This is a genomic window from Roseivivax sediminis (assembly GCF_900112685.1).
GTDB lineage: Bacteria > Pseudomonadota > Alphaproteobacteria > Rhodobacterales > Rhodobacteraceae > Roseivivax > Roseivivax sediminis.
In genome coordinates this window covers 368,451-392,792 of the sequence record NZ_FOMS01000002.1, presented here as the reverse complement: position 1 = coordinate 392,792, position 24,342 = coordinate 368,451, and the positions used below count along the sequence as shown (strand labels likewise).

Below are 24,342 nucleotides of genomic sequence, written 5' to 3'. Positions count from 1 at the left end.
GCTCTGTGACATGTCCTGCTCCAGGCCGCCCTCGTCGCGGCCCTCGTCTGGTTCAAAGCGAGCCGAGCGAGATGATATTGATAAATCAGTATGTTAACATAGTAAATCGCAAGCGCCTAACTTTTGAGAGTCAGCCGTAAGTTGATAAGGCACCAAACTTTTACAATTGAAAAGCCGCCGTTGCATAAATGTAAGCACAGAATCGTTGCGTCAGAAATGAGGCGCAATAGTGTTAATGTAATACAAACTATGGCATTGATGCGCCTGGAGCACTTGGGCCGTCTTGCGTGAAATTATAAAAACAATGATCCCGCATCAGGGGTGATTTTAGATCCTGTGATCCTTCGCTTTTAGTAGGATGAGCCTCATGAACATATTGGCCATTACTTGGCTTCCGACCGGTCAACGCGAGTGGCCGCGAGCATAGTGCTGAAATTCTGGCAAGTGGTCAGATAAGAGAAGAATAATTATCACCTCAATTAATAGGGGTGAATCCGAGTGCTGTTTCGCTCGGAGCAATTGATTGTGCGGTGCGCCGCGACCAAAGGGGATTGATATGCCGATTGATACAATCTTTATTCAGGGTGAAAGCCTTATTCTCGACACCGAAGGCGAAACGATCGCGTCCCCGAATGTCGCCAGAACGCGCTCTTCGAATCAGGAAAATGAAATCGGAGATCCCGAAAACGTTCTGCCCGATTTCGACGAATACGGTCTGCGCCCGGATTATACCGGCACCGGGGACTCCTCCGGCTGGGGATATCTCGACATCAACGGCAGCGATACCGGCGCACAGGCAGAGGGAACCTTCGATGCCCCGGAAGGCACCTACGAGTTGACCCTGCGCCTGGCCAACGGCAGCGGCGCGCGGCCCATGGCGGTCACTATCGACGGCACGAGCTACGCGATCTCCGATACCAATACCGGCGAGTTTCACGACTGGGAAACCCGGACGATCACCATTTCGGTGACCGGAGCCGGCCCGCATACATTCACCATCGACCAGACCGGCACCGCCGGAGCGGCGAACATCGACGCGATCGCCATCCACGATGTCGGTGTCGTGCCCGATTTCGCGCAGCCGATCTTCACCAGCGCGGCCACATTCGAGATCGACGAGAACGACACGGCCGTCGGGACGGTATCGACGAGCGACATCGCCGATGACACGTCGGCCGACGCGCCGGCGCGCGCCGCGGTCGTCTATTCCATCGAAGGCGGCGCCGATGCCGCCGCTTTCGACATCGATCCGGCAACAGGTGTCCTGAGCCTCGTGTCGCCGGCGGATTTCGAGACCCAGGAGAGCTACGAGGTGGTCGTCGGCGCGACCGACGCCGAGGGCAGCCTGACGACCCAGTCCGTGACCGTCGACGTGGTCGACGGACCGGACACGTTCGCCACCAGCTACCTGACCATCGACGATCTGACGATCATCGACACCGGGGGCCTCTCGCTGAAGCGGACCACGACGGCCAATGCCGAGGATGGCGCCGTCGAGGGCGGTGCGGGAGACAACACCGGTCCTCAGGAGGATGGAAACGAATACGACGACTTCGGACTTCGCCACGACTACACGGGCGATGGCTATGTCGACATCAACGGCGGCGCGGGCGACAAGGTCGAATTCTCGTTCGACGCGGTGGCGGGCACCTACGACATCACCCTGCGCTATGCCAACGGTGCCAGCGGGGGGGCGCCGCGCCCGATCGCGCTTGCCGTCGACGGCGGACCGGCACAGGGACTCGCGAACACCAACACCGGTGGCTGGAGCGTCTGGAACACGCACACCTTTACCGTGACCGTCGGGACGGACGGTACGCATCAGGTCATCCTCAGCCAGACCGGCTCGGGCGCACCGAACATCGATGCGGTCGCCATCGCGGAAACCGGCGTGGCGGTCAGCTTCGTCGCGCCCGAAATCACCAGCGCGCCGGACTTCACCGTCGAGGAGAACACGACCGTCGTCGGCCAGGTGCTGGCGCAGGATCTCGATGGCGCCGAATTGACGTTCACCTTGATCGGGCCGGATGCGGGCGCGGTCCAGATCGATCAGAACGGCCAGCTCACCCTGAGCGCGGCGCCGGACTTCGAGGCCGCCACCGACGCTGACGGAGACGGTATCTACGAGGTCACGGTCGAGGTGTCCGACGGGGCGGACACCGTCACCCAGGACGTCTCCATCGCGGTCACCGACGTGGAGCCCGAGCTGCCGGCGCCGTCCATCGCGCCGGTCTATCTGCAGGCGGAAGAGGCGGACATTCCCGAGGGGGCGGAGACCTTCCACCGGATCCAGGGCGATCCGGCGAGCGTCGAGACCGGGGCCGGCAATGATCCCGTGGACGAATACGGGCTGCGGGTCGGCTACGGCGGCTCCGGCTACACCGATTTCGGCGGCGACGGTGTCGATGGCGACGAGGTCATCAGCTGGCAGGTCGAAGTGGCAGAGGCCGGCCTCTACGAGCTTCACATCCGCTATGCCTCCGTCGCTGCGGCCGATCCGGACCGCCCGGTATCGGTTCTCGTGAACGGCAGCGACGCAGTGGGCGAGATCGTCGGATTCCCCGGTCGCTCGGGCTTCGACGATTGGCAGGTCCGGGCGCCGGTTCAGATCGCGCTCGATGCCGGTATCAACGAGATCGCCCTGGCCATCCCGCCCGGGTACAACAACGGGCCGAACATCGACGCGGTCGCGCTGACCAGCCTTGGCGACACCCCGGCATTCCCGGGCGTCAACACCGCGCCGGCCTTTGCCGAGGAAACGCTGAGCTTCGACGCCGCAGAGAACCAGACCGTCGCGGCCACCGGCATCGGCGCCACGGACGGCGAGGACGACGCGCTGAGCTACACGCTGTCGGGCGACGATTCCGAGGCGTTCAGCTTCGATGCCGAAACGGGCACGCTGTCCTTCGTGACTGCGCCCGACTTCGAGTTGGCGGGCGATTTCGACGGCGACAACGTCTACGAGGTCACGCTGACCGCCAGCGACGGCGTTCTGGAGGACAGCCAGACGCTGAGCATCACCGTCACCGACCTGGCCGAGGATGTCGCGCCGAGCGCCATCACGCTGACGCCGATCGACGTGGCCGAAGGCACCGCGGGCGCCGTCGTGGCCGATGTGGAGGTCACTGACCCGGATTCGGTCTACACCGCAGCGGCACTTATTGTCGCGGGCCCGGATTCCGCGCTGTTCGAACTGGTCGACGGCCCCGCGGGCATCCAGCTCAAGCTGATCGACACCGAGTCGCTCGACTTCGAGGCGGCTCTCCCGACAGTCTCCGTCACGCTCGGCGCGCTGTCATCCGATCCGTTCTCCCCTTCGGTTACCGACGTGGCGGAAGGCCCGGTCGCCGTGCTTTTCGACGCGGCGACGATCACCTCCTACAGCGGGCAGGACCAGCCGAATGACGGCGGCGTGAGCGTGTCCCCGGACGGCACGTCGGTCACGCTCGACGGCAACTTCTGGAAGCGCGCGGCACTGGGCGAAAGCTACACGATTTCCGGCGAAACGCGCCTGACCGTGGACATCGAGGTCGGCGCCTCCATGCCCGAGATCGTCTCCATCGGCTTCGACGACGATAATTCCCCATTCGAGATCGGCGATCAGTCGAACTACCAGATCGCCGGGACCCAGTCGCACGGCGCCTTCGTCGACCTGCGTGGGCAAGGCGAGGATCTCGGCGGCGGCGTGCTCCGTTTCACCATCGACCTGTCGAGTCATGCCGGCGAAACGATCGACTCGCTGACGCTGGTGTCGGACGACGACAACTTCGGCAACGGCCAGGGCTCGGTCACCTTCTCGAACGTGCAATTGTTCGAGGACGAGGGCGAGAACGCCGCACCGGGCGCCGTTCTCTTCGACGCGGCGACGATCACCTCCTACAGCGGGCAGGACCGGCCGGAGGACGGCGGCGGCGTGAGCGTGTCCCCGGACGGCACGTCGGTCACCCTCGACGGCAACCTCTGGAAGCGCGCAGCCCTGGATGAGAGCTACACGATTTCCGGTGCGACGCGCCTGACCGTGGACATCGAGGTCGGCGCCTCCATGCCCGAGATCGTCTCCATCGGCTTCGACGACGATAATTCCCCACTGGAGAGCGGCGATCAGTCGAACTACCAGATCGCCGGAACCCAGTCGAACGGCAGCTTCGTCGACCTGCGTGGGCAAGGAGAGGATCTCGGCGGCGGCGTGTTCCGTTTCACCATCGACCTGTCGAGTCATGCCGGCAAAACGATCGACTCGCTGACGCTGGTGTCGGACGACGACAATTTCGGCAACGGCCAGGGCTCGGTCACCTTCTCGAACGTGCAATTGTTCGAGGATGAAGGCGAGAACGCCGCACCGGTCGTCGTGGGCGGCGGCATCGCCGACTTCTCCGTCGATGAGGACGGCATGGTCGAGATCGATCTGCCGTTCGTCGATCCGGACGGCGATGCGCTCGATTATTCCTTCACCATCACCGATTCCGAGGGTCTGCCTTACGCCGATCACGGGCTCGCGCTGTCGGACAGCGTGCTGGGCGGCGTCGCGCCGTCCGAGCCGGGCGTCTACACCGTGTCCGTGACGGCCACCGACACAGCCGGCAGCGGCACGCCCGTCACCTCCACCTTTACGCTCACGGTGGACAATGTGAACGACGCGCCAGTGGTCGAGGGCGACCCCGCGCTCGAGCCGTACTTCCTGCAGGCAGGCAGCGCCATCGACGGTATCGACCTCGCGCAGTTCGAGCCGTTCTTCAGCGATGCCGACGGCGACGAGCTGACGTTGACGGTCGAGGACCTGCCCGCCGGGCTGAGCGTCGATTCCGAAGGCATCATCTCGGGCACGCCGACGGTCGGCGGTGATTTCACCGTGATCGTGCGCGCCACGGATCCGACCGGGCTCTCGGCGACGCTGCCGCTGACCTTCCTGGTCCAGGGCGGCCAGGTCGGCGACCAGATCGTCGTCGAGGCCGAGGACTTCACCGGCCTGCCCGAGGCGGAGGGCTTCTTTGCCACCGGGCAGGTTGGGGCCTCGCAGAACCAGGTGATCCGCGTCGGCGCCGCCGGCGACACCGCCGAAGTCACCACCGATCTCGGCCAGAACGGCGTGATCGAGGGGTGGTACATCGTGTCGATGACACGCTACGACGAAACCGACGGCAGCGCGACCTACTCGCTGAGCATCGGTGACACCGTGCTCGCCGACAACGCCGCGTTCGACGGCACGCCGGACCTGGAAACGGCGAACGACACGTTCGACAACGACAATCCGCGCGGCAATGCGGGCCAGTCGGGCAACCTCAAGACCGTCACGTTCGAGCAGGCCGTGTTCATCACGTCCGGCACGGTCCTCACGCTCTCGGGCCTCGCGGACGGCGAGATTCTGCGGACCGACAACTTCACCTTCACCCGCGTCGAAGAGCCGAACGACCCGCCGAGCGCGGTCGAGATCGACGCCGCGATCGTGGCCGAGAACGCCGAGGGCGCCGTCATCGGCGCGCTGTCGGCGACCGACCCCGACGGCGACGACGCAGGGATAGTCTACAGCGTCGATCCCGCCTCCGACTTCGAGGTGGTGGACGGATCGCTCAAGCTTAAGGACGGCGTCGCGCTGGACTTCGAGGCCGGCGGGACCGTCGATGTGGACGTCACCGCGACCGACGAGAACGGCGATGCGACCACGACCACGCTGACCATCGCCGTCACCGACGTTGACGAGGCGCCCTCGGCGCCGGTGATCACCAATGCCAGCATCGACGAGAACGCCAACGGCGCCGTCGTGGGCACGGTTTCCTCCATCGACCCCGAGGGAACGGCGGTGTCCTTCACCGTCAGCGACTCGCGCTTCGAGATCGACGGCGACGACCAGCTCAACCTCGTGACCGGGGTCAGCCTCGACCACGAGACCGAGGAGACCGTGTCGGTCGACGTGACCGCCACGGACGAGACCGGCCAGTCGGTAACCCAGACCATCGTCGTGAACGTCAACGATTTGAACGAGGCGCCGACGCTTGCCGCGGGCGCGTCGCTCGACAACCTGTCCGTCGACGGCGGCGCGGGGGCGATTGTTGATCTCAGCGGTCTCGGGGCGACCGACGAGGACGAGGGCGATACCGTCGCCTACACGATCGCGGCGGCCGGCGGCGGCACGCTGCCCGCGGGCTTCGCGGTCTCCGGCACCGACCTGATCGTGCCGGCGGACGCGCCGGCGGGCAGCTACACCATCGCGGTGTCGGCCACCGACGGCACGCTGGCCTCCGATCCGGTCGTCTTCACCGTGACCGTGGGCGCGCCCTCGGTGGCGCCCTTCACCATCCAGGGCGAGGACGACGACCTTGTCGTCATCGACGACGTGGGTGAGGGCGGCCAGGGCGAAGTCACCCGGGCCGTGGACGAGGAAAACCCCGACGACTACGGCAACTACCGTCCCGGCGGCGTCGGCGACGCCTATCTCGACTTCGGCAGCAACCCCGGCGACTCGATCACCTTCCAGATCGACGCCCCGGCCGCCGGAACCTACGAGGTCAGCTTCCGCTACGCCAACGGCGACGGCGGCGGGCTCGACCGGCCGCTCCTGATGTCGGTCAACGGCGCTACCGCGGCGCTGCAATCCTTCCCCTTCACCGACGGCGCGGAGCCGTGGGAGGCGTGGAGCGAGGTCACCGTCGAGGTCGAGCTGTCGGCCGGCGCGAACACCCTCTCGCTGGAGATTCCCGCGGGGGCGACGGGTGGGCCGAACATCGACCAGGCGACCTTCACCTATACCGATGTGGACGTCAGCGCGGACGAGGACGGCAACCTCGACGTCGACGTGAGCGCGGTGATCGATCCGGCGAACCTCGGCGCTGTGGCGTTCGACCTCACCGGCGTCGACGCGGACATCGTCTCCTATGCCTACTCCACCGACGGTGGCGCGACCTTCACGCCGGTCGTGCCGGTGGGCGGGACCATCACGCTCGACCTCTCGGCCTTCGCGGCGGAAAGCGGGCTCGACGTGATCTTCGAGCTGACGGACGATGCCGGCAACAACGTCACCACGACGGCGAGCTTCACCATCGGCGACGTGCCGGAGCCATTCTCGCAGACGCTCCAGTTCGAGGCGCGCGACGGGTCGATGACCATCATCGACGACACGCCGGGCACCGACGGTGCCGGCCTCACCCAGCCGCGCGATCCGCTGAACCCCGAGGCCCCGGATCCGCAGCGCGGACCTGACGGCCTGTGGGACAACTTCGAGGGCGACGGCTACCTCGACATGGGCCTGGACATCGGCGACGCGGTCCAGTTCGAGATCGACGCGCCGCAGGCGGGCACCTACACGTTCACCATCCGCTACGGCAACGGCGGCGACACCGACCGCCCGATGGCGCTGTCCGTGGGTGGCACCGTGGTCGAGACGGTGGGCTTCGCGCCGACCGCCGACTGGGACGTCTGGGAAGAGGTCGAGGTCGAGGTCGATCTGGCGGAGGGCGTGAACACGATCGCGCTTGCCAACACCATTGCGACCGGTCCGAACCTCGACCAGATCGTCATCGAGAACAACATCACGCCGCCGCCGCCGGTGACAGAACCCGGCCCGCGCGAGACCATCCGCATCAACTTCCAGGACGGCTCGACGCCGGCCGCGGCCGGATACCTCGTCGGCAACTTCACGGGCTACGCCGCGCAGGCCAACGGCGAGACCTACGGCTTCGTCACCGAGGCTTCCGCGCTCGACGCGGACGGCATGACGAACACGCCGATCGGCACGAACTTCCCGGCCATCGCCATCAACGAGCGGTCCGGTAGCGCGTCGCTTCCCGATGACGGCACTTTGCCCGGCGGGGCGCTGGTCGCCGATTTCGACAGCTACGATCCCCGCCTGACCGGCTACGCGCATTTCGACCTTGGCTCCTTCCCGTCGCGGGTGGCCTGGGAAATCGCGCTTGAGAACGGCTGGTACGAGGTCACGGTCGCCGTGGGCGACACCGGCGGCCCGAACGACAGCGTCAACGCGCTGGAGATCGAGGGCCAGCTCGCCGCCGCCTGGACGCCGACCTCGGCCTTCAAGAGCGAACTGGTCACCGTCCTCGCCAATGTGCAGGACGGCAACCTGACCCTCGCAGCGCCGGACGGCACCATCACGGAAATGCAGTACATCGACATCCGTGCGCTGCCCGACCTGACGCCCGATGACGGCAACGAGGCGCCCGAGGACTATGCCGCCTTCGTCGCACCGCGGGCGGTGTCGGCCGACGGCGAGGTCGAACTCGGCGTGCAGGACGGCGAATTGCCGGACGGCATCGACCCGACCTCGGACATCGTGCTCGGCATCGACGTGGTCGACGGGCGCGGCGGCGCGCTGCTGGAAAGCCTGGCGGACGGCTCCATCCGCCTGTTCGAGACGCTGACCGGCGAAGAGGTCGCCTACAACGCGAACACCACCGGCGGCTTCGACTCCGTGACCATCGCGCCGGCCGCCGATCTCAAGCCCTTCACCAGCTACACGGTGGTGATCGACGGCTTCCGCGACCGCGGCGACAACGACGACACCGACGCGCCGACGCGGGAATTCCAGAAGTTCTCCACCACCTTCGTCACCGGCGAAGCGCCGGTCGTCGAGGCCCGCGAGGTCGCCTTCGTCGACACGGTGGAGCTGTCCTCGAACCCGTCGCTGGGCGAGAGCTACACCTCCATCGAGATGTCGCCTGACAAGCAGTTCCTGTACGTCACCTCCATCTCCGGCTCGATCACCCGCTGGGCGGTGAACGACGACGGCTCGCTCGACCAGTCGACCAAGGAGGTCTTCACCCCGGGCGGCGACTTCAACGAGGACGGCGGGCGCCGCGGGATCATCGGCGTCGCCTTCGATCCCGAGGACGACAACACGATCTGGATCACCGACAACTACCCGATCCCGCTCAACGGCCGGTCGAACTCGGTCCCGGACTTCTCGGGGCGCATTTCCAAGGTCACGCTCGGCGAGGGCGGATCGCTCGAGGATGCGTCGATCGAGACCTACATCACCGGATTGCCGCGCTCGAACGGCGACCACGTCACCAACAGCCTAGAGTTCCGGGTGAACCCCGACTACGTGCCGGGCGGCGACGCGCCGCAGTACCTGATGTACCTGACACAGGGCTCCAACTCGGCCATGGGCGAGCCGGACTCGGCCTGGGGCTTCCGCCCCGAGCGGCTGCTCAACGCGGCGATCCTGGAGATCGACCGCAGCCGTGAGGCCCCCGAGGGCGGCTTCGACGTCTCCACCGAGCCGCTTCCGGACGACAACCTCAACCGGCGCTTCGAGGACAACGACAACGACCTCAAGAACGGCGGCATCTTCATCGACAGCGGCGAGTTCACCGGCAATTACCTGCACTTCGACGCGCAGGGCGTGGCCGAGGTACGCGAAGGCGAAGATGCCGGCTCTGCCCTGGTGGAGCGGTTCTACGATCCCTACGCCGAGGATGCGGTCGTCAGCATCTTCGCGACGGGCAACCGCAACGCCTACGACCTCGTGTGGCACTCCAACGGCTATCTCTACGTGCCGACCAACGGCTCGGCGGCGGGGGGCATCGTGCCTGACGATCCGTCGACCCCCGAGAACGAGAACATCAACGGCGTCGGGCTGCAGAACGACTACCTCTTCCGCATGGTCGAGGGCGGCTATTACGGGCATCCCAACCCGCTGCACGACAAGTTCATCCTCAACGGGGGGAATCCGACCGGTGGCACCGATCCGAACCAGGTCGGGAACTATCCGGTCGGCACGGACCCGGACCCGGAATACGATCTCGAAGGCTCGTATTCGCTGGCGAACAACAAGTCGCCGAACGGTGCGATCGAGTATCTCGGCAACAACTTCGGCTCTTCGCTGCAGAATGCCGTGATCTTCACGCAGTACTCCAGCGGCGACAACCTGCGCGCGGTCCTGTTCAACGAGGACGGCACGGTGTCGGATGACTTCATCCTGCGCGACACCGACGGCAACATCATCAGCTACGTCGACCCGCTCGACGTGATCGAGGGCGCGAACGGCGGGCTCTACATGCTCACGCTCAACCGCGGCAACGGGGTCAGCCAGATCATCCGGCTCGACGCGGCGCCGGGCGGCGAGGTCGAGGACATCACCGCCGACGAGGGCGGCAACCTCGCGCTGCTCGTGGTCAGCGCCACCGATCCCGAGGAGGTGCTGTTCCAGGTCTCGGGTCTCGACGCCGACATCCAGACCATCACCGTCAGCTTCGACGGCGCTCCGGCGCAGACCGTCACCCTCGACGCGCAGAACCGCTTCACCGCGGACCTGAGCGGCACGGACGGGGCTGTGTCGGCGGTGCTGACCGTCTTCGACGACAATGGCAACAACGCCACCGCCGAGACCGATTTCACCCCCGGCAACACCGCCAGCGGCAACTTCATCGACGCCGATGCCTTCACCGTGCTCGACACCAACGACGGCACCCTGATCCGCCTGCTGAGCGATCCGTCCACCCATGACGGCGACCAGTACGATGCCAATGGCGACGGCATGAACGACGGGTATGACGGGGCCGGTTACCTCGACATGAACGGCGGGGCCGAGGACAAGGCGTCCTTCGTCTACGACGCGGCGCAGGCCGGCAGCTACACGCTGTCGTTCCGCATCGCGAACGGCGCCACCTCGGGCACGCTCGAGCGTCCGATCGCGATCAAGGCGGGCACGCAGACCGTCACCATCGACGACACCCAGACCGGCAGCTTCGCCACGTGGCAGGACTTCGAGGTCACCCTCGATCTGTCGGCAGGCCCGAACACGGTGGTGATCGAGCAGCTCGCGGGATCGGGCGGCCCGAACATCGACAGCGTCACGATCACGCCGAACGTGGCCACGGTGCCGAACGACGGCACCGAGAACGTGGCGGGCGTCGACTACCTCGTCTACGAGGCCGAAAATGCGGTGCTCGACGGGCCGGTGATCGTTTCCGACACGACCGACGAGCGCAATCAGCGGGGCGGCGAGTTCGTCGACTTCGACGGTACCGGCACGCAGACCATCACCTGGACGGTCTCCGCGCCCGAGGACGGCACCTACGGAATCGACATCCTCTACGCGCTGTCGACCACCAAGGAGGCGCGGCCGGCAACGCTGCTGATCAACGGCGTGGACCAGGGCTCCCTGCCCTTCGTGCCCAACAGCAACGCAGCAGAAAGCGCCTGGGGCCCGCAGAGCGCCGAGGTGTCGCTGAGCGCCGGGATCAACACGATCTCGATCGCGGTGCCGGATGCCAACGGCGCGAACATCGACTACCTGCGCGTCTCCGAGGCGCCGGTCGACACCTTCGTTCCGTCCTACGTCGACATCACCGGCGAGGGCCGGATCGAGCTGGAGGCAACCGACGACACCACGCGGACGGTCAACGCCTCGACGGTGGAGTTCTACTTCACCGTGGATGCCGACGACACCTACGCGCTCGACTTCGCGGCCAATCCCGGCGCGCCTGATGGCGGCGGTCTGACCGTCTTCCTCAGCGCCGACGGCGCCCAGCCGGTCGAGATCGACGACAACGGCTTCCCCGGCGAGGGCGAGGCCGGCGAGACCACGGCCTACGTGGAGCTTGAGGCGGGCGTGCAGTATCGCGTCATCGCCATCTCGGACCAGCCCGGCGCGAGCGCCATCGACTATCTCGATGTGCGTCCCGCACCCGGCAACGAGAACGCCGACATCGAGGTGCAGAGCAACGATCCGGCCTACTTCGACAACCGGCTGCACTTCTCGTGGATCGACAACCCGACCGCGGTCGTCGCGGACAACCCGCGCGACTTCAAGGAAAGCGCCACGGTCACGATCTCGAACTCCGGCACCGAGACGCTGGAGATCCTCGAAAGCGATCTGTCCGGTCCGTTCGAGCTGGCCGATCCGGGCGTCTTCGACGGACTGACCCTCGGGGCCGGCCAGTCGATCGACGTGACGGTTCTGTTCGACCGCGACGCCTACACCTCCGGCGGCAGCGGCGTGACGGGCGTCTTCAACGGAGAACTGGAACTGCGGACCAACGACGCCGACAGCCCGGTTGCCACCATCGACCTGTCCGGCTTCTGGCAGGCGCGTGACGAAGGCGGGCAGGAGCCCAACATCAACGAGGTGTGGGACGTCTTCGGCTTCGGCAACGAGATCGAGGGACTGACCCTGATCGGCGGCGGCGAGAGCGACGAGCTTGACTTCTACGACGTCTACCTGCCGGTGGACGAAACCGAGGTCCTGTCGCCCTACTGGCGGCTTGCCGACGGCGTCAGCGAAGCGCGGATCACGCAGATCGCCGCCTTCCACAGCCCCTCGGGCGCAACGCTCGGGATCCATGCCCCGGGCAACAAGGGCGCGGACGTCACGTTCACCAACCACGCCAGCACCAGCAACCAGTCGTTGCTGCCGCTTCTGAACAACGGCAACTTCGCGACGCAGGTGTTCAGTGCCGCCGACATTCCGGACGGCTGGGCGGGCAACGATCTCTTCGGGATCGAGGTCGCGGGTCTGTCCACCGATCCGACGCTCAACGACACGGGCGCCGGTGCGCCGAGCCAGGCCGAACTGAACGCGCGCTATCCGGGCTACACCGTTACGGGTGAGCAAGTGTTCGACCCGGACGGCAACCCGGTCTCCGACGGCTATACGGTGCGGGTGTTCCAGGCGGTCGATGCCGACGGAAATACCATCGAGAACGTCTTCCTCGGCGTGATGGACTACACTGGCATCAACTACGACTACAACGACAACATGTTCATCATCGAGGGCGTGGCGCCGGTGTATGACGGCGGCGTGCTCACCGTCGACGGGCTGGATGACGCCGCGGCGGACGACCGGCTGGTGTTCTCGCGGATCGACAATCCCGCGAATGGCAACCAGGCGTTCCGCGACAGCACGACCATCACCGTCACCAACGACGGCATCGGCGCGCTGACCATCGACGACCTCACCGTGACCGGCGCCTTCACGATCAGCGGCCTGTCAGAGGGCGAGAGCCTCGCACCGGGCGAGAGCGTCGACCTGACGGTGACCTTCACCGGCACCGATCCGTCCGACGACAACCAGGCGGTGTCCTATGAGGGCACGCTCACCATCGGCAGCGATGCCGGGGTGACAGAGATCGCCCTGTCGGGCCTGGCACAGATCCAGTCCGAGGGCGGCGAGGAGCCCACCGTTCAGCAGATCGTCGACGCCTTCGGCTACTCGACCGACGTGGGTCAGTCGCAGCTCAACGGCGGCGGCGTGGTGGAGCAGATCGGCGACGAGGTGCTGCTGCCCTACATGCAGCGGCTCGACCCCTCCCAGCCGATGGAGGTGATCAACATCGCCGCCTATCTGAGCTCCGGGATCAGCCGCCTCAGCCTGCACGACGTCGGCAGCGGCGCCCTGACCGAGCTCTACGCGCAGGACGACAACCAGTACCAGACGCTGCTGCCCGACGGGCTGCAGCAGGGGCCGGGGGCACAGGACGGCGTCGCGCGGGCAGTCATCGACCGTGACGAGGCCTTCGGTCTGCGCGTCACGGTGGACGGTCTTCCGACCTACTCCGCCTGGAGCGACCCGGACGCCAACGTCTTCGACGACACCTACAACATCACCGGCAACAACGAAGGCCACTACATCCGGTTCTTCCAGGCCATCGATGCGGACGGCAACGACATCGAGGGGACGGTCATCGGGATCCAGGATTATCCCGGCGGGTCGAACTTCGACTACAACGACCACATGTTCGTGCTCACCAACGTCCAGGCCTACGAGCTGTCGGACGAGGAGGACGCGAACGGCGACGGCATCAACGACGCGCTGGTCACCGACAGCGACAACGACGGCACGCCGGACTTCTACGATCCCGACGTGACACCCCCGCCGGGCGATCAGCAGGCCTTCAACGACACCGGTACGCCCTGGGCGGTCGGGTCGGGCGGCCTGACGCTGATGGCCAACCTGTTCGACAGCGGCGGGAACGGGGTCGCCTACAACGACAACGGCACCAAGGAGGGCGACCAGAGCGTCCGACCGAACGAGACGGTCGACATCTCCAACGGCACGCTGGCGGTCGGCTACACCGTCGCCGGGGAGTGGCTGGAATACACGATCGACGTGCAGGCGGCCGGGGAATACGCGTTCTTCGTCAACGCCTCCTCGCCCAGCGACGGCCGGGAGCTGACCGCGACCTTCGCGCAGTCCGGCGTCGTCTACGAGACCCTCGACATCGACGTGCCGAACACCGGCGCCTACACGAGCTATGCCGATACCGAGGCGCTCAGCGTCACGCTGAACGAGGGCGTGAACGTCCTGCGGATCAACTTCGACAACGCTCTGCAGGACCTGATGTCCTTCACGCTCGATCCGATCGCGATCGAACCCGGTCAGACGCCGTTCCCCGGGCCGGATGCTCCGGTGCTCGACGGCAGCCTGACCGTGGATGCAACCAACTTCGATGCCGGTGGGCAGGGCGTGTCGTGGAACGACAATCCCGGCCGCGACGGGACCAACCCGCTCCGGTCGGACACCGATGTCGAACTGGTCGGATCGGAGTCGGATATCGGCTACGTCCTGCCGGGCGAGTGGGTCGAATATACGGTGGATGTGGCGGAGGCAGGCACCTATGCGCTCAGCCTCAACGCGAAGACGCCGATCGCGGGCAACTCCATCGCCGTCACGCTCGACGACGGCACCCCGCTCATCACCTTTGCGCTGCCTGACAGCAATGGGGGATCCAACGGGTTCGGAGGCACCACCTTCGCCGAGACCAGCGCCGTCAACGTCACCCTCGGCGCGGGTCAGCAGACCCTGCGCTTCACCTTTGACGGTGCGTTGGCGACGAACGGCTACATCCTCGACTTCCGCTCCTTCACGCTGACCGAAGTACCGGCAGCCATGGCGGCGGCAATCACATCGAATGAGGATACGGCGTTCGACGCGGGAGGCGGCGAGGTACCGGCGGCCGTGACCATGACGGGAACCAGCGAGGACGACTACCTTGTCGGCAGCGAGGAGATGGAGATGTTCGTTCTCGACCTCGGCGACGACACAGCCTTCGGCGCCGCTGGCTCCGACACAGTGCTCGGCGGACAGGGGGCGGATGAGATCTGCGGCGATGACGGCAACGACGTCATCAGTGGCGGCTCGCATGCCGACGACCTGTGCGGCGGAGAAGGGGACGACACCATCTCCGGCGGTACCGGCGACGATACCATCAAGGGGCGGGACGGCGACGATCATCTCGGCGGTGGCGCCGGGCGCGACATCCTTCTCGGCGGCGCTGGCGACGACGCAATCGGTGGCGGTTTCGGTGACGACAACATCGCCGGAGGTGACGGAAACGACATGCTGTCGGGCGGCGGTCGCGACGACCTGCTCTCCGGCGGTGTGGGAGATGACACCGTCCTGGGAGGTGACGGAAACGACCAGCTGGGCGGCGGAGCCGGCCGCGACGACCTCGACGGAGGGAGTGGCAACGACACCCTTGGCGGTGGTCTGGGCAACGACAGCCTGGCGGGCGGCTCCGGAGACGATCTCGTCGCCGGTGGAGGGCGAAACGACACGCTCGACGGCGGGCTCGGGAACGACACGCTCATCGGCGGCGACGGGGCTGACACGTTCATATTCGTCGACGCGAGCGGCCCGGAGATCGACCTGGTCGTGGACTTCGACATCGGCAGCGACACTCTGGTCTTGTCGGCTCCGGCCACGTCTGAAGATCCATTCAGCGCGCTTCAGATCGACATGCTCGGCGGAAACGCCGTCATCCACGATGGCGACCGGGAGATTGTCCTGCAGGACATTGATCCGAACGAGTTGACCGCTGACGACTTTATCTTCGTCTAGCGGACGTATTCACTGCCCATCCCAGAGCGCTTTACACTGGCGCTCTGGGTTTTCGGACCAGAGAACTTCTGGCGGCCGGATCGCCTCCGGCCCCTGATCGGCAGAAAGCACCATGCTCACCCGGCAGTGCCGGGCGGCGTCGCCCTTGACGGCTTCGAACAGCAGGTCCGCGAGCGTCTCCGCGCCGAGCGCGACGAGGTTCCCCTTGTTGAGGTCCTCGCGCAGGATCCGGTTCTTCGGCGTCTGGTGCCAGCGCTCGATCCTGCCCTGCGTCCAGGGATGGTTCGGCGCGCCCCGGACGTGCTCGATGCGCTTGTCCTCGAGCCGGATTGCCAGGTCTCCGGCGATGCAGGACGAGCCGTTGTCACCGAGCGGCCTCGGCCGCTGCAGGACCGTCGGCCGGTCGCAGCCCCGGGCGGCGAGCGCCGACTTCAGCGAGCCGGTGACCTCGCGCGCTTCCATCGTCGTACAGAGCTTCCAGGCGATCACGTAGCGGCTCAAGTCGTCGAGGATCGTGCTCGGGCGATACCAGCCCCGGCCCAAGATCTTCAGGTAGGTGACGTCCGTCTGCCAGAGCTGGTTCGGCCGCGTGGTCTTGTCCCGAAACTCGCCGCTCGACCATTGTCCTCGGACCGATGGCGGACAATGGCTCGCCCCCGAGCATGCCTTTATTGAGCAGCCTGTTCTCGAGGGTGACCTCGGCGAGGGCCTCCTTCGGCCCGGACACCTCCCCGGACGCCTCGGCGCGCAGGGTCTTCACCTCCGGGCTCGACGCCTGGCGCATTGCGCGCGAGGAAGGGTGCTCGGCCGTCGTCCTCGGCCATCACCGCGACGACATTCTCGAGACGTTCTTCATGAACCTCTTCCACGGCGGCCGGCGCGCGACGATGCCGCCGAAGCTGGTGAACGAGGGGGGGGATCTTTTCCTCTACCGCCCGCTCGCCCACGTGGCCGAGGCCGATTGCGGGAAATTCGCGCGGGCGATGGATTACCCGATCATCCTCTGCGGGTCGCGGGACGGGCTTCAGCGCCAGCAGGTCAAGCAGATCCTCGACGGGTGGGAGCGTAACAGCCCAGGCCGCCGGCAGGTGATGGTCCGCGCGCTGATGAACGCGCGGCACTCGCATCTGCTCGACCCCGCGCTGTTCGATTTCGCCGGTCTGGAGCGCCGTGCGGAAACAGCGCCGGACGACGCCCCGCGATTGTCCGAGTCACATTAACGATTGCAATACGTTCTGGTTATAGCGTGCCCAGGTGACATTGCGTCATCGAGGCAATCCAATGCTGCACCCATGGGCCGCGCATCGCAAACGTATCCGCACCGCGCTCAACCGCCACCTGGCCAGCGCGCAGATGCTGGCCTTCCTGCCGGCGGTGGTGCTCGCCGCCTACTGGATCGGCGGCGAATTGCTTCTGGTGGCGGCGGCGCTGGGGATCCCGGCGGGGCTTGCCGCCGCGGGAACCTTCGAGCGCGTGGCGCTGCCCGCGCAGCGGGAACCGGTGCGCGACTGGGTCGACCTCGACGGCGCCGCGCGCCTGTGTGACGGCACGATCCGCGATGCGCGCATGTCCGGGCTGACCACCGGCGCGATCGGCTTCGACCTCGGCGGCATAGATGCCGCCGCGACCTCCCTCGGAGACCGCGGGGCGGCGGCCTTGCGCGACGCCTGCCTGCGCCGCCTGCGCCAGAACCTGCGCGCCGGCGACCGCGCGCACCGCATCGGCGATGCGCGCTACCTTGTGCTGCTGGAGCCGGCGGCGCGGCTCGACCTCGAATCGCTGCTCGGCACCGCCAACCGCCTGCAGGCCGCGCTGGAAGAGCCGATGACCGTGCACGATGTGCCGCACTACCTCACCGCGGCCGCGGGCTTCTGCAGCGAAGCGCGGCTCGGTGAGGACGCGACTGGCGACGGGCTGCTGGAAGCCACGCTCACCGCGCTGTCCGAAGCGGTGCAATCGGGCCCCTCCGCGGTGCGGGCCTGGTCCGACGGTCTCGACGCAAGCCGTACGCTGCGCCGGGTGCTGCGCTGCGAGGTCGCGGCGGCGCTCGAGCAGGGCCAGATCCAGCCCTGGTTCCAGCCGCAGATCTGCACCTCGACCGGAGAAATCACCGGCGCGGAGGGCCTGGCGCGCTGGGTGCATCCCCAACGCGGGCTGATCTCGCCCCTGCAATTCCTCGACGCGCTGGAAGCCGGCGGCCTCATGGCCCGGCTGGGAGAGATCATGATCCACTCCGCCCTCGCTGCGCTGAGCGACTGGGACCGCGCCGGCCTCGCCGTTCCGCGCGTCGGCGTGAACCTCTCGGGGGCGGAGCTGCACGATCCCACCTTCGTCGAACGGCTGAAATGGGATCTCGACCGCCACGACATGACCGGCGACCGCCTGTGCATCGAGGTACTGGAGACGGTGTTCACGGACAGCGCCGACAACGCCGTCGCGACCACGGTCAGCGGCCTCAAGCGGCTCGGCTGCACGATCGACCTGGACGATTTCGGCACCGGGCACGCCTCGATCATGGCGCTGCACCGCCTGCCAATCGACCGGGTGAAGATCGATCGCGGCTTCATCGCCGGGATCGACCGCAGCGAACGCCAGCGCCGCATGGTCTCCGGCATCCTGAGCCTCGCCGAGCAACTGGGGATAGAGACGCTGGCCGAAGGCGTCGAAAGCGCCGGCGAACACGCTCTTCTGGCGCAGCTCGGCTGCGACCACGTGCAGGGTTTCCGCATCGCGCGGCCGATGCCGGCCGCGCAGGTCCCCGAATGGATCTTCCGCCACCGCCAGAGCATCGCCCGACCCGACCTGTCACGCCGCGCCCAGTAGCCGCACCCGTCACTCCGCTTGCGGCCATCGCGCCGTATCGCTGGAGCACCGGGCAAAACCGCTATCCCGCCCCGCGCCATTCCGCCCGACCATGGGGCGGCGCCCGTGCGGGCGCTCGCGGAACCCGGCCGCGGGCACGGTCAACGAACCGGCCACGTGGCCGCGCGGTCCCGCCACCGTGATGCGCCCGGGTGGCCGCGCCCGAATCTCCTTGACCTTCCGCGCCCGGCTCTGTTGAACCCCGCCCATCTTGCCAGGACCGGGATCCGCGCCTCATGGACAACCAGAACAAGAACCTCATCCTCGCGACAGCGCTCAGCTTCGTCGTGATCCTGATCTGGTTCGTGCTGTTTCCGCCGCCGGAACCCGAAACCGACCCCAACGCGCCGACCGCGACCGAAGAGCAGACTCCGGGCGACAACCCGGATGCCATCGCCCCGAGCGCACAGCCCGACGCGGCCACCACCGACAGCGGCGCCGCCGCGGCCGATCCCAGCACAGATGCCCCCCGCATCGAGATCGACACCCCGCGCCTGGCCGGGTCGATCTCCCTTTCCGGCGGGCGGATCGACGACCTGCAACTGAAGGACTACACCGAGACGCTCGAGGACGATTCCGAAATCGTCCACCTCTTCAACCCGGTGGGCGGTGACGACGCCTATTACGCACTCTATGGCTGGGCGCCCGGCCAGGGTGTCGCCGGCGACGCGGTTCCCGGCCCCAACACCCGCTGGCAGGCCGAGGACGGCGCCACGCTGACTGCCGACAATCCGGTCACGCTCACCTGGGAAAGCCCCGCGGGCCTGGTCTTCTCGCGCACCATCGCGGTCGACGAGGACTACATGTTCACCGTCACCCAGAGCGTCGAGAACGCCACCGACCAGACCGCCGCGCTCGCCCCTTACGGCATCCTGCGCCGGCACGGCGAGCCGTCGAACGCCAAGAACTTCTTCATCCTCCACGAAGGCGCCAGCATCATGGCCGACGGGGAACTGACGGAGACCTCCTGGGGCAACCTGACCGATCTCGACACCGATTCCGGCCTCGGCGTGCCGGCCGAGACCTTCCAGGTGACCGAGGACGGCTGGATCGGCTTCACCGACCATTACTGGATGTCGACGCTGATCCCCGATCCCGGCCAGCGCTTCCGCGCCGTCGCCAAGTACGATCCGCGCAGCGACATCTACCAGACCGAACAGGTCCTTCCGACGCTGAATGTCGCCGCGGGCGACAGCGCCTCCGTCTCCACGCGCCTCTTCGCCGGCGCCAAGGAATGGGAGGTCATCCGCGACTACCAGAATCAGCCAGGCTGGCTCTCCCGGCTCTTCGGCGCCGACCAGGACCCGGACCAGCAGCCGGTCGACCGCTTCGTCGATTCCGTCGACTGGGGCTGGTTCTTCTTCCTCACCAAGCCGATCTTCATGGTGCTGCACGAGCTCAACCAGCTCATCGGCAACATGGGCGTGTCGATCATCCTGCTGACCCTGCTGATCAAGGCGCTTCTGCTTCCCCTAGCCTACAAGTCCTACGTCTCCATGGCGAAGATGAAGGAGCTCCAGCCGGAGATGGAGAAACTGAAGGAGCGTGCCGGCGACGACCGCCAGAAGCTCCAGCAGGAGATGATGGAGCTCTACAAGAAGGAAAAGGTTAACCCCGCCTCGGGCTGCTTGCCGATCCTTCTGCAGATCCCGATCTTCTTCTCGCTCTACAAGGTGATCTTCGTCACGCTGGAGCTGCGACACGCGCCGTTCTTCGGCCCGTTCCGCGACCTGTCGGCACCCGATCCGACGTCGATCTTCAACTTCTACGGCCTGCTGCCCTGGGGCGCGCCCGAGGCCGGCACGATCCTCGCGCTGGTGTTCATCGGCATCCTGCCGCTGCTGCTGGGCGTTTCGATGTGGCTGCAGCAGAAACTGAACCCGGCGCCGCCCGATCCGACCCAGGCGATGATCTTCGCCTGGATGCCGTGGGTCTTCATGTTCATGCTCGGCAGCTTCGCCTCGGGTCTCGTGGTCTACTGGATCGCGAACAACACCATCACCTTCATGCAGCAATACGCGATCATGCGCAGCCAAGGGTACACACCGGACGTGTTCGGCAACATCAAGTCCAGCTTCAAGCGCGGCGGCGGCGCGTCCGGCGGCGACAAGAAATGACCCAGCGCCTGGCCGAGATCTGGCGTCACCCGATCAAGGGTCTCGGCCGCGAGCGCCTCGAGAGCGTGGCGGTCACGCCCGAGGCGCCCCTCCCTGGCGATCGCGCCTGGGCGCTCCTGCACGAGAACGCCGCCGCCGACACGGACGCCTGGCAACCGCGGCGCAACTTCCTCGTGGTCGCCTCCGGCCCCCGGCTCGCGCAGATTGCCGCGACGGCCCACACTGACGGCACGATCACCGTCACGCATCCGGACCGGCCGGACCTTACCTTTGTCCCCGCCACCGAGGGCGCGCGCCTGATCGACTGGGTCCGCCCGCTCTGGCCCGAGGCGCGCCCGGCGCCGCACAGGCTCGTCCCCGCGCCGCCGCAGGGCATGGCCGACAACGGCGCCGCACTGGTGTCGATCCTGTCGCGCGCCAGCCTCGCCGCCCTGTCGGACGCGATCGGCCAGCCGCTCGACATCCGCCGCTTCCGCGGCAACCTCGTCCTGGACGGCGGCAGCCCGTGGGAAGAATTCGACCTGGTCGGGCGCGAGATCACGCTCGGAGGCCTGCGCCTGAAGGTCACCGAGCGCATCGAACGGTGCCGCGCCACCGAGGCGAACCCCGAGACCGGCGAACGCGACGCCGACACCCTGCGCATTCTTCAGGACCGCTGGGGCCACCGCGATTTCGGCGTCTACGCCACGATCCTCGATGGCGGCACGCTCGCCCCCGGCGCCGAGGTGGCGGCGTGACCGAGCTTCCCTTCCCCCTCGCCGGCCCGCCCGAGCCGCAGGCGGCAGAGGCCGCGCACCGCCTCTTCGCCTCCGGCGGCGCGGATTTTCTCAAGGGCGTGGTGGCGATGGACGGGCTGCCGCCCGCCGACCGGGTGGAGATCTGCTTCGCCGGCCGCTCCAATGTCGGCAAATCCTCCCTGATCAACGCGCTGACCGGCCGCAAGGGGCTCGCCCGCGCCTCCAACACGCCCGGCCGCACGCAAGAGATCAACTTCTTCACGCTCGGCGACAGCCACTACCTCGTGGACCTGCCCGGCTACGGCTTCGCCAACGCGCCGGTCGCCGTGGTCGAACGCTGGCAGGCGCTGCTGAAGACATACCTCGCCGGCCGCGCCAGCCTGCGCCGCGCCTTCGTGCTGATCGACGCGCGCCACGGCATCAAGCCGGTGGACGACGAGATCATGACGCTCCTCGACCGCTCCGCCGTGACCTTCCAGGCGGTGCTGACCAAGGCCGACAAGATCAAGGCCAAGGATCGCGACGCGCTCCTCGCGCAGGTCCGCGGCCGGCTCGCCAAGCACCCCGCCGCCTTCCCGGAGATCGTGCTCACCTCAGCGGAAAAGAACGAGGGAATAAACACCCTGCGCGCCCTCATCGCCACCCTGCCCTGAGCCTCGCGCACCCGCCCTTTTCCGGGTTTCATCTGCCACAAAATATCCCGGGGGTGTGGGGGCAGCGCCCCCACGAACCTCTGCCTCCCCTTGCGTCGCGCGCGCTGACACCCGATAACGGCCCGGCCCCGACCCGACGGAACGAGATGCAGCCGCAGGACATGAACAGAGACTGGCACGCCACCGCCCGCACGCTGTCCGAAGCGCTGCCCTACATGCAGCGCTATTCCGGCGCCATCGTCGTCGTGAAGTTCGGCGGCAACGCCATGGGCGACGTCCGTGAAATGGCCAGCTTCGCCCGCGACATCGTGCTGATGCGGCAGGTCGGCATGAACCCCGTCGTGGTGCATGGCGGCGGCCCGATGATCAACGACACCCTGAAGAAGCTCGGCATCGAGAGCCGTTTCGTGCGCGGCAAGCGCGTGACCGACCAGGCTACCGTCGATGTCGTCGAGATGGTTCTGACCGGCCTCGTCAACAAACGCATCGTGCAGGCGATCATGGACGAGGGCGGCCGCGCCGTGGGCCTCTCGGGCAAGGACGACGACCTCATCGTGTGCGAGGCGGACGATCCGGAACTCGGCTTCGTCGGCCGTCCGATCGAGATGAACGTGCAGGTCCTGCGCGACCTCTTCTCGGCCGGCATCATCCCGGTCATCGCCCCCGTGGCCACCGGCATGGACCCCAACGAGACCTTCAACGTCAACGGCGACACCGCCGCCGGCGCCATCGCCGGGGCGCTCGCCGCCGACCGGCTGCTGCTCCTGACCGACGTTCCCGGCGTCAAGGACGCGGCCGGAGAGGTGGTCACCCAGCTTTCCCCCGACGACGTGCGCAAGCTCACCGCCGAGGGCGTGATCGCCGGCGGCATGATCCCCAAGACCGAAACCGCGCTCAAGGCGATCGAACAGGGCGTGCGCGGCGTCGTCATCCTCGACGGCCGCGTGTCCAATGCCTGTCTGCTGGAGCTCTTCACCGAACACGGCGCGGGCTCTCTGATCCGCTCACCCGACTTGCCCCGGCACGAGCAGCGCGTATGAAGCGCGGCCGCCAGCTCCTCCTGATGCGGCACGCCAAGTCGGACTGGAGCTTCGAGGAGCCCGATTTCGATCGCCCGCTGAACCGCCGCGGCCGGCGCAGCGCAAAGGCGCTCGGCGACTGGCTGCGCAGCTCCGGCACCCTGCCCGACGAGGTGCTGTGCTCGACCTCCGCGCGCACGCGCGAGACGCTGGAGCTTCTGGACATCGACGCGCCCGCGCGCTTCGAGGATCAGCTCTACCACGCAGAGCCGCTGACGGTCCTGCGCGCGCTGCATCATGCCACCGGCAACCGGGTGCTGGTGATCGGCCACAATCCCGGCTTCCAGGAGGTCGCGTCCCGCATCGTCGCCGGGCCGCCCGACCACCCGCGCTTCCAGGATTACCCGACCGGGGCGACGCTGCACGCCCGGTTCGAAATCGACGCGTGGCCCGACGCGGCCTGGGGTGGCGCCACGGCACAGGCCTTCGTGATCCCGCGCGAGCTCCTGGCGGAGTGACCGCTCAGGGCAGCGCCGCCGCGCGCTGGTAGGCCTCCCGCGCCCTGAGACCCTTTGCGTAGGCCTTGAACGCGGCCGGCGGCTCGGGGAACTTCGCCGCGATCGCCCAGCCACCGCAATGCACCAGCAGGAGGTCGGGCACGGTCATCCGCTCGCCCATGAGGTACGGCCCCGGAATCTCCGGCACCATCCGCTCGAGGTTGCGCGCGTATTCCGCCTTCAGGCTGTCCTTCACCTCCGGCACCCGCTCGCCTTCCGGCAGCACGAAGCTGTGCCGCGCCGCGGTCCACAAAAGCGCATCCAGCTCGTCGAGAATGCGGAAGGTCCAGGCGTCCTGCCGCGCGCGCTCCGGCGTGCCGGCGGGATAGGTCAGCGCGCCGTGCTTGTCCGCAAGGTACGTCAGGATCGCCGCCGAATCGGGGATCGCCTGATCGCCGTCGAGCAGCACCGGCAGCTTGCCCAGCGGCGAGACGCGCGTGACTTCCTCCGCCCGTGGCGCCGCCGGCACATGCGCGTAATCCTGCCCCAGCTCCTCCAGCATCCACAGCACGCGGAAGGCCCGCGAGTGACGCGTGCCGATCACCGTATACCCCATGCCTCGCTCCTCTCATCATCTGCGGCGGACCCTGCGCCGCCCGCCCGCGCG

The 24,342-nt window shown here is 67.2% G+C and carries 9 protein-coding genes and 2 pseudogenes; 8 read left to right on the top strand and 3 right to left on the bottom strand.

The genetic code is table 11. The features are described 5' to 3' along the window. The first annotated feature begins 556 nt into the window (after nucleotides 1-556). Nucleotides 557-15,790 carry a carbohydrate-binding protein gene (locus F3H57_RS04880; protein ID WP_149754747.1) on the top strand — a complete coding sequence of 5,078 codons (15,234 nt, stop codon included), beginning with the start codon at nucleotides 557-559 and terminating at the stop codon, nucleotides 15,788-15,790. A gap of 9 nt (nucleotides 15,791-15,799) precedes the next feature. Here F3H57_RS04880 and F3H57_RS22940 read toward each other — a convergent pair whose 3' ends face one another. Both F3H57_RS22940 and F3H57_RS22470 read right to left on the bottom strand, forming a co-directional pair. Continuing rightward, on the bottom strand, nucleotides 15,800-16,015 hold the full coding sequence (locus tag F3H57_RS22940) for a DUF6880 family protein (protein ID WP_394349819.1): 216 nt from the start codon (nucleotides 16,013-16,015) through the stop codon (nucleotides 15,800-15,802). Then, nucleotides 16,004-16,408: pseudogene (locus tag F3H57_RS22470) on the bottom strand (transposase); the annotation flags it as partial. The pseudogene F3H57_RS22470 and the gene F3H57_RS22940, both read right to left, overlap by 12 nt. Nucleotides 16,409-16,566: 158 nt before the next feature. Between F3H57_RS22470 and F3H57_RS04870 the strand changes: the two are divergent. The 7 genes and pseudogenes from F3H57_RS04870 to F3H57_RS04840 form a co-directional block, all read left to right on the top strand. After that, nucleotides 16,567-17,010 (top strand): annotated as a pseudogene (locus F3H57_RS04870) (ATP-binding protein); the annotation flags it as partial. Nucleotides 17,011-17,071: 61 nt separating this feature from the next. Further along, on the top strand, nucleotides 17,072-18,613 hold the full coding sequence (locus F3H57_RS04865; RefSeq protein ID WP_223162954.1) for a GGDEF domain-containing phosphodiesterase: 1,542 nt from the start codon (nucleotides 17,072-17,074) through the stop codon (nucleotides 18,611-18,613). 275 nt (nucleotides 18,614-18,888) lie between these two features. Beyond that, the gene (gene yidC, locus F3H57_RS04860; protein ID WP_149754745.1) at nucleotides 18,889-20,769 is read left to right on the top strand and encodes a membrane protein insertase YidC; all 1,881 of its coding nucleotides are present in this window, start codon (nucleotides 18,889-18,891) and stop codon (nucleotides 20,767-20,769) included. Continuing rightward, nucleotides 20,766-21,506: an MOSC domain-containing protein gene (locus F3H57_RS04855; RefSeq protein WP_149754744.1), complete on the top strand. Its 741-nt coding sequence runs from the start codon at nucleotides 20,766-20,768 to the stop codon at nucleotides 21,504-21,506. Before yidC ends, F3H57_RS04855 begins: the two co-directional genes overlap by 4 nt. Next, nucleotides 21,503-22,159, top strand: coding sequence for a ribosome biogenesis GTP-binding protein YihA/YsxC (gene yihA, locus F3H57_RS04850; protein ID WP_149754743.1), 657 nt, complete (start codon nucleotides 21,503-21,505; stop codon nucleotides 22,157-22,159). The genes F3H57_RS04855 and yihA overlap by 4 nt, the downstream gene beginning before the upstream one ends. Before the next feature lie 146 nt (nucleotides 22,160-22,305). Beyond that, nucleotides 22,306-23,199 carry an acetylglutamate kinase gene (gene argB / locus F3H57_RS04845; RefSeq protein WP_149754742.1) on the top strand — a complete coding sequence of 298 codons (894 nt, stop codon included), beginning with the start codon at nucleotides 22,306-22,308 and terminating at the stop codon, nucleotides 23,197-23,199. Beyond that, the gene (locus F3H57_RS04840) at nucleotides 23,196-23,696 is read left to right on the top strand and encodes a SixA phosphatase family protein (RefSeq protein ID WP_149754741.1); all 501 of its coding nucleotides are present in this window, start codon (nucleotides 23,196-23,198) and stop codon (nucleotides 23,694-23,696) included. The genes argB and F3H57_RS04840 overlap by 4 nt, the downstream gene beginning before the upstream one ends. 4 nt (nucleotides 23,697-23,700) lie before the next feature. Here the strand turns inward: F3H57_RS04840 and F3H57_RS04835 are convergent, their stop codons facing one another. Continuing rightward, on the bottom strand, nucleotides 23,701-24,291 hold the full coding sequence (locus tag F3H57_RS04835) for a glutathione S-transferase family protein (protein WP_149754740.1): 591 nt from the start codon (nucleotides 24,289-24,291) through the stop codon (nucleotides 23,701-23,703). Between the last annotated feature and the right edge of the window lie 51 nt (nucleotides 24,292-24,342).

What these genes read in the sequence shown, in the direction of transcription:
- F3H57_RS04835 (WP_149754740.1), bottom strand. Translation starts at nt 24,291, where the DNA reads ATGGGGTATACGGTGATCGGCACGCGTCACTCGCGGGCCTTCCGCGTG.
- argB (WP_149754742.1), top strand. Translation starts at nt 22,306, where the DNA reads ATGCAGCCGCAGGACATGAACAGAGACTGGCACGCCACCGCCCGCACG.
- yidC (WP_149754745.1), top strand. Translation starts at nt 18,889, where the DNA reads ATGGACAACCAGAACAAGAACCTCATCCTCGCGACAGCGCTCAGCTTC.
- F3H57_RS04880 (WP_149754747.1), top strand. Translation starts at nt 557, where the DNA reads ATGCCGATTGATACAATCTTTATTCAGGGTGAAAGCCTTATTCTCGAC.
- F3H57_RS04840 (WP_149754741.1), top strand. Translation starts at nt 23,196, where the DNA reads ATGAAGCGCGGCCGCCAGCTCCTCCTGATGCGGCACGCCAAGTCGGAC.
- F3H57_RS04865 (WP_223162954.1), top strand. Translation starts at nt 17,072, where the DNA reads ATGCTGCACCCATGGGCCGCGCATCGCAAACGTATCCGCACCGCGCTC.
- F3H57_RS04855 (WP_149754744.1), top strand. Translation starts at nt 20,766, where the DNA reads ATGACCCAGCGCCTGGCCGAGATCTGGCGTCACCCGATCAAGGGTCTC.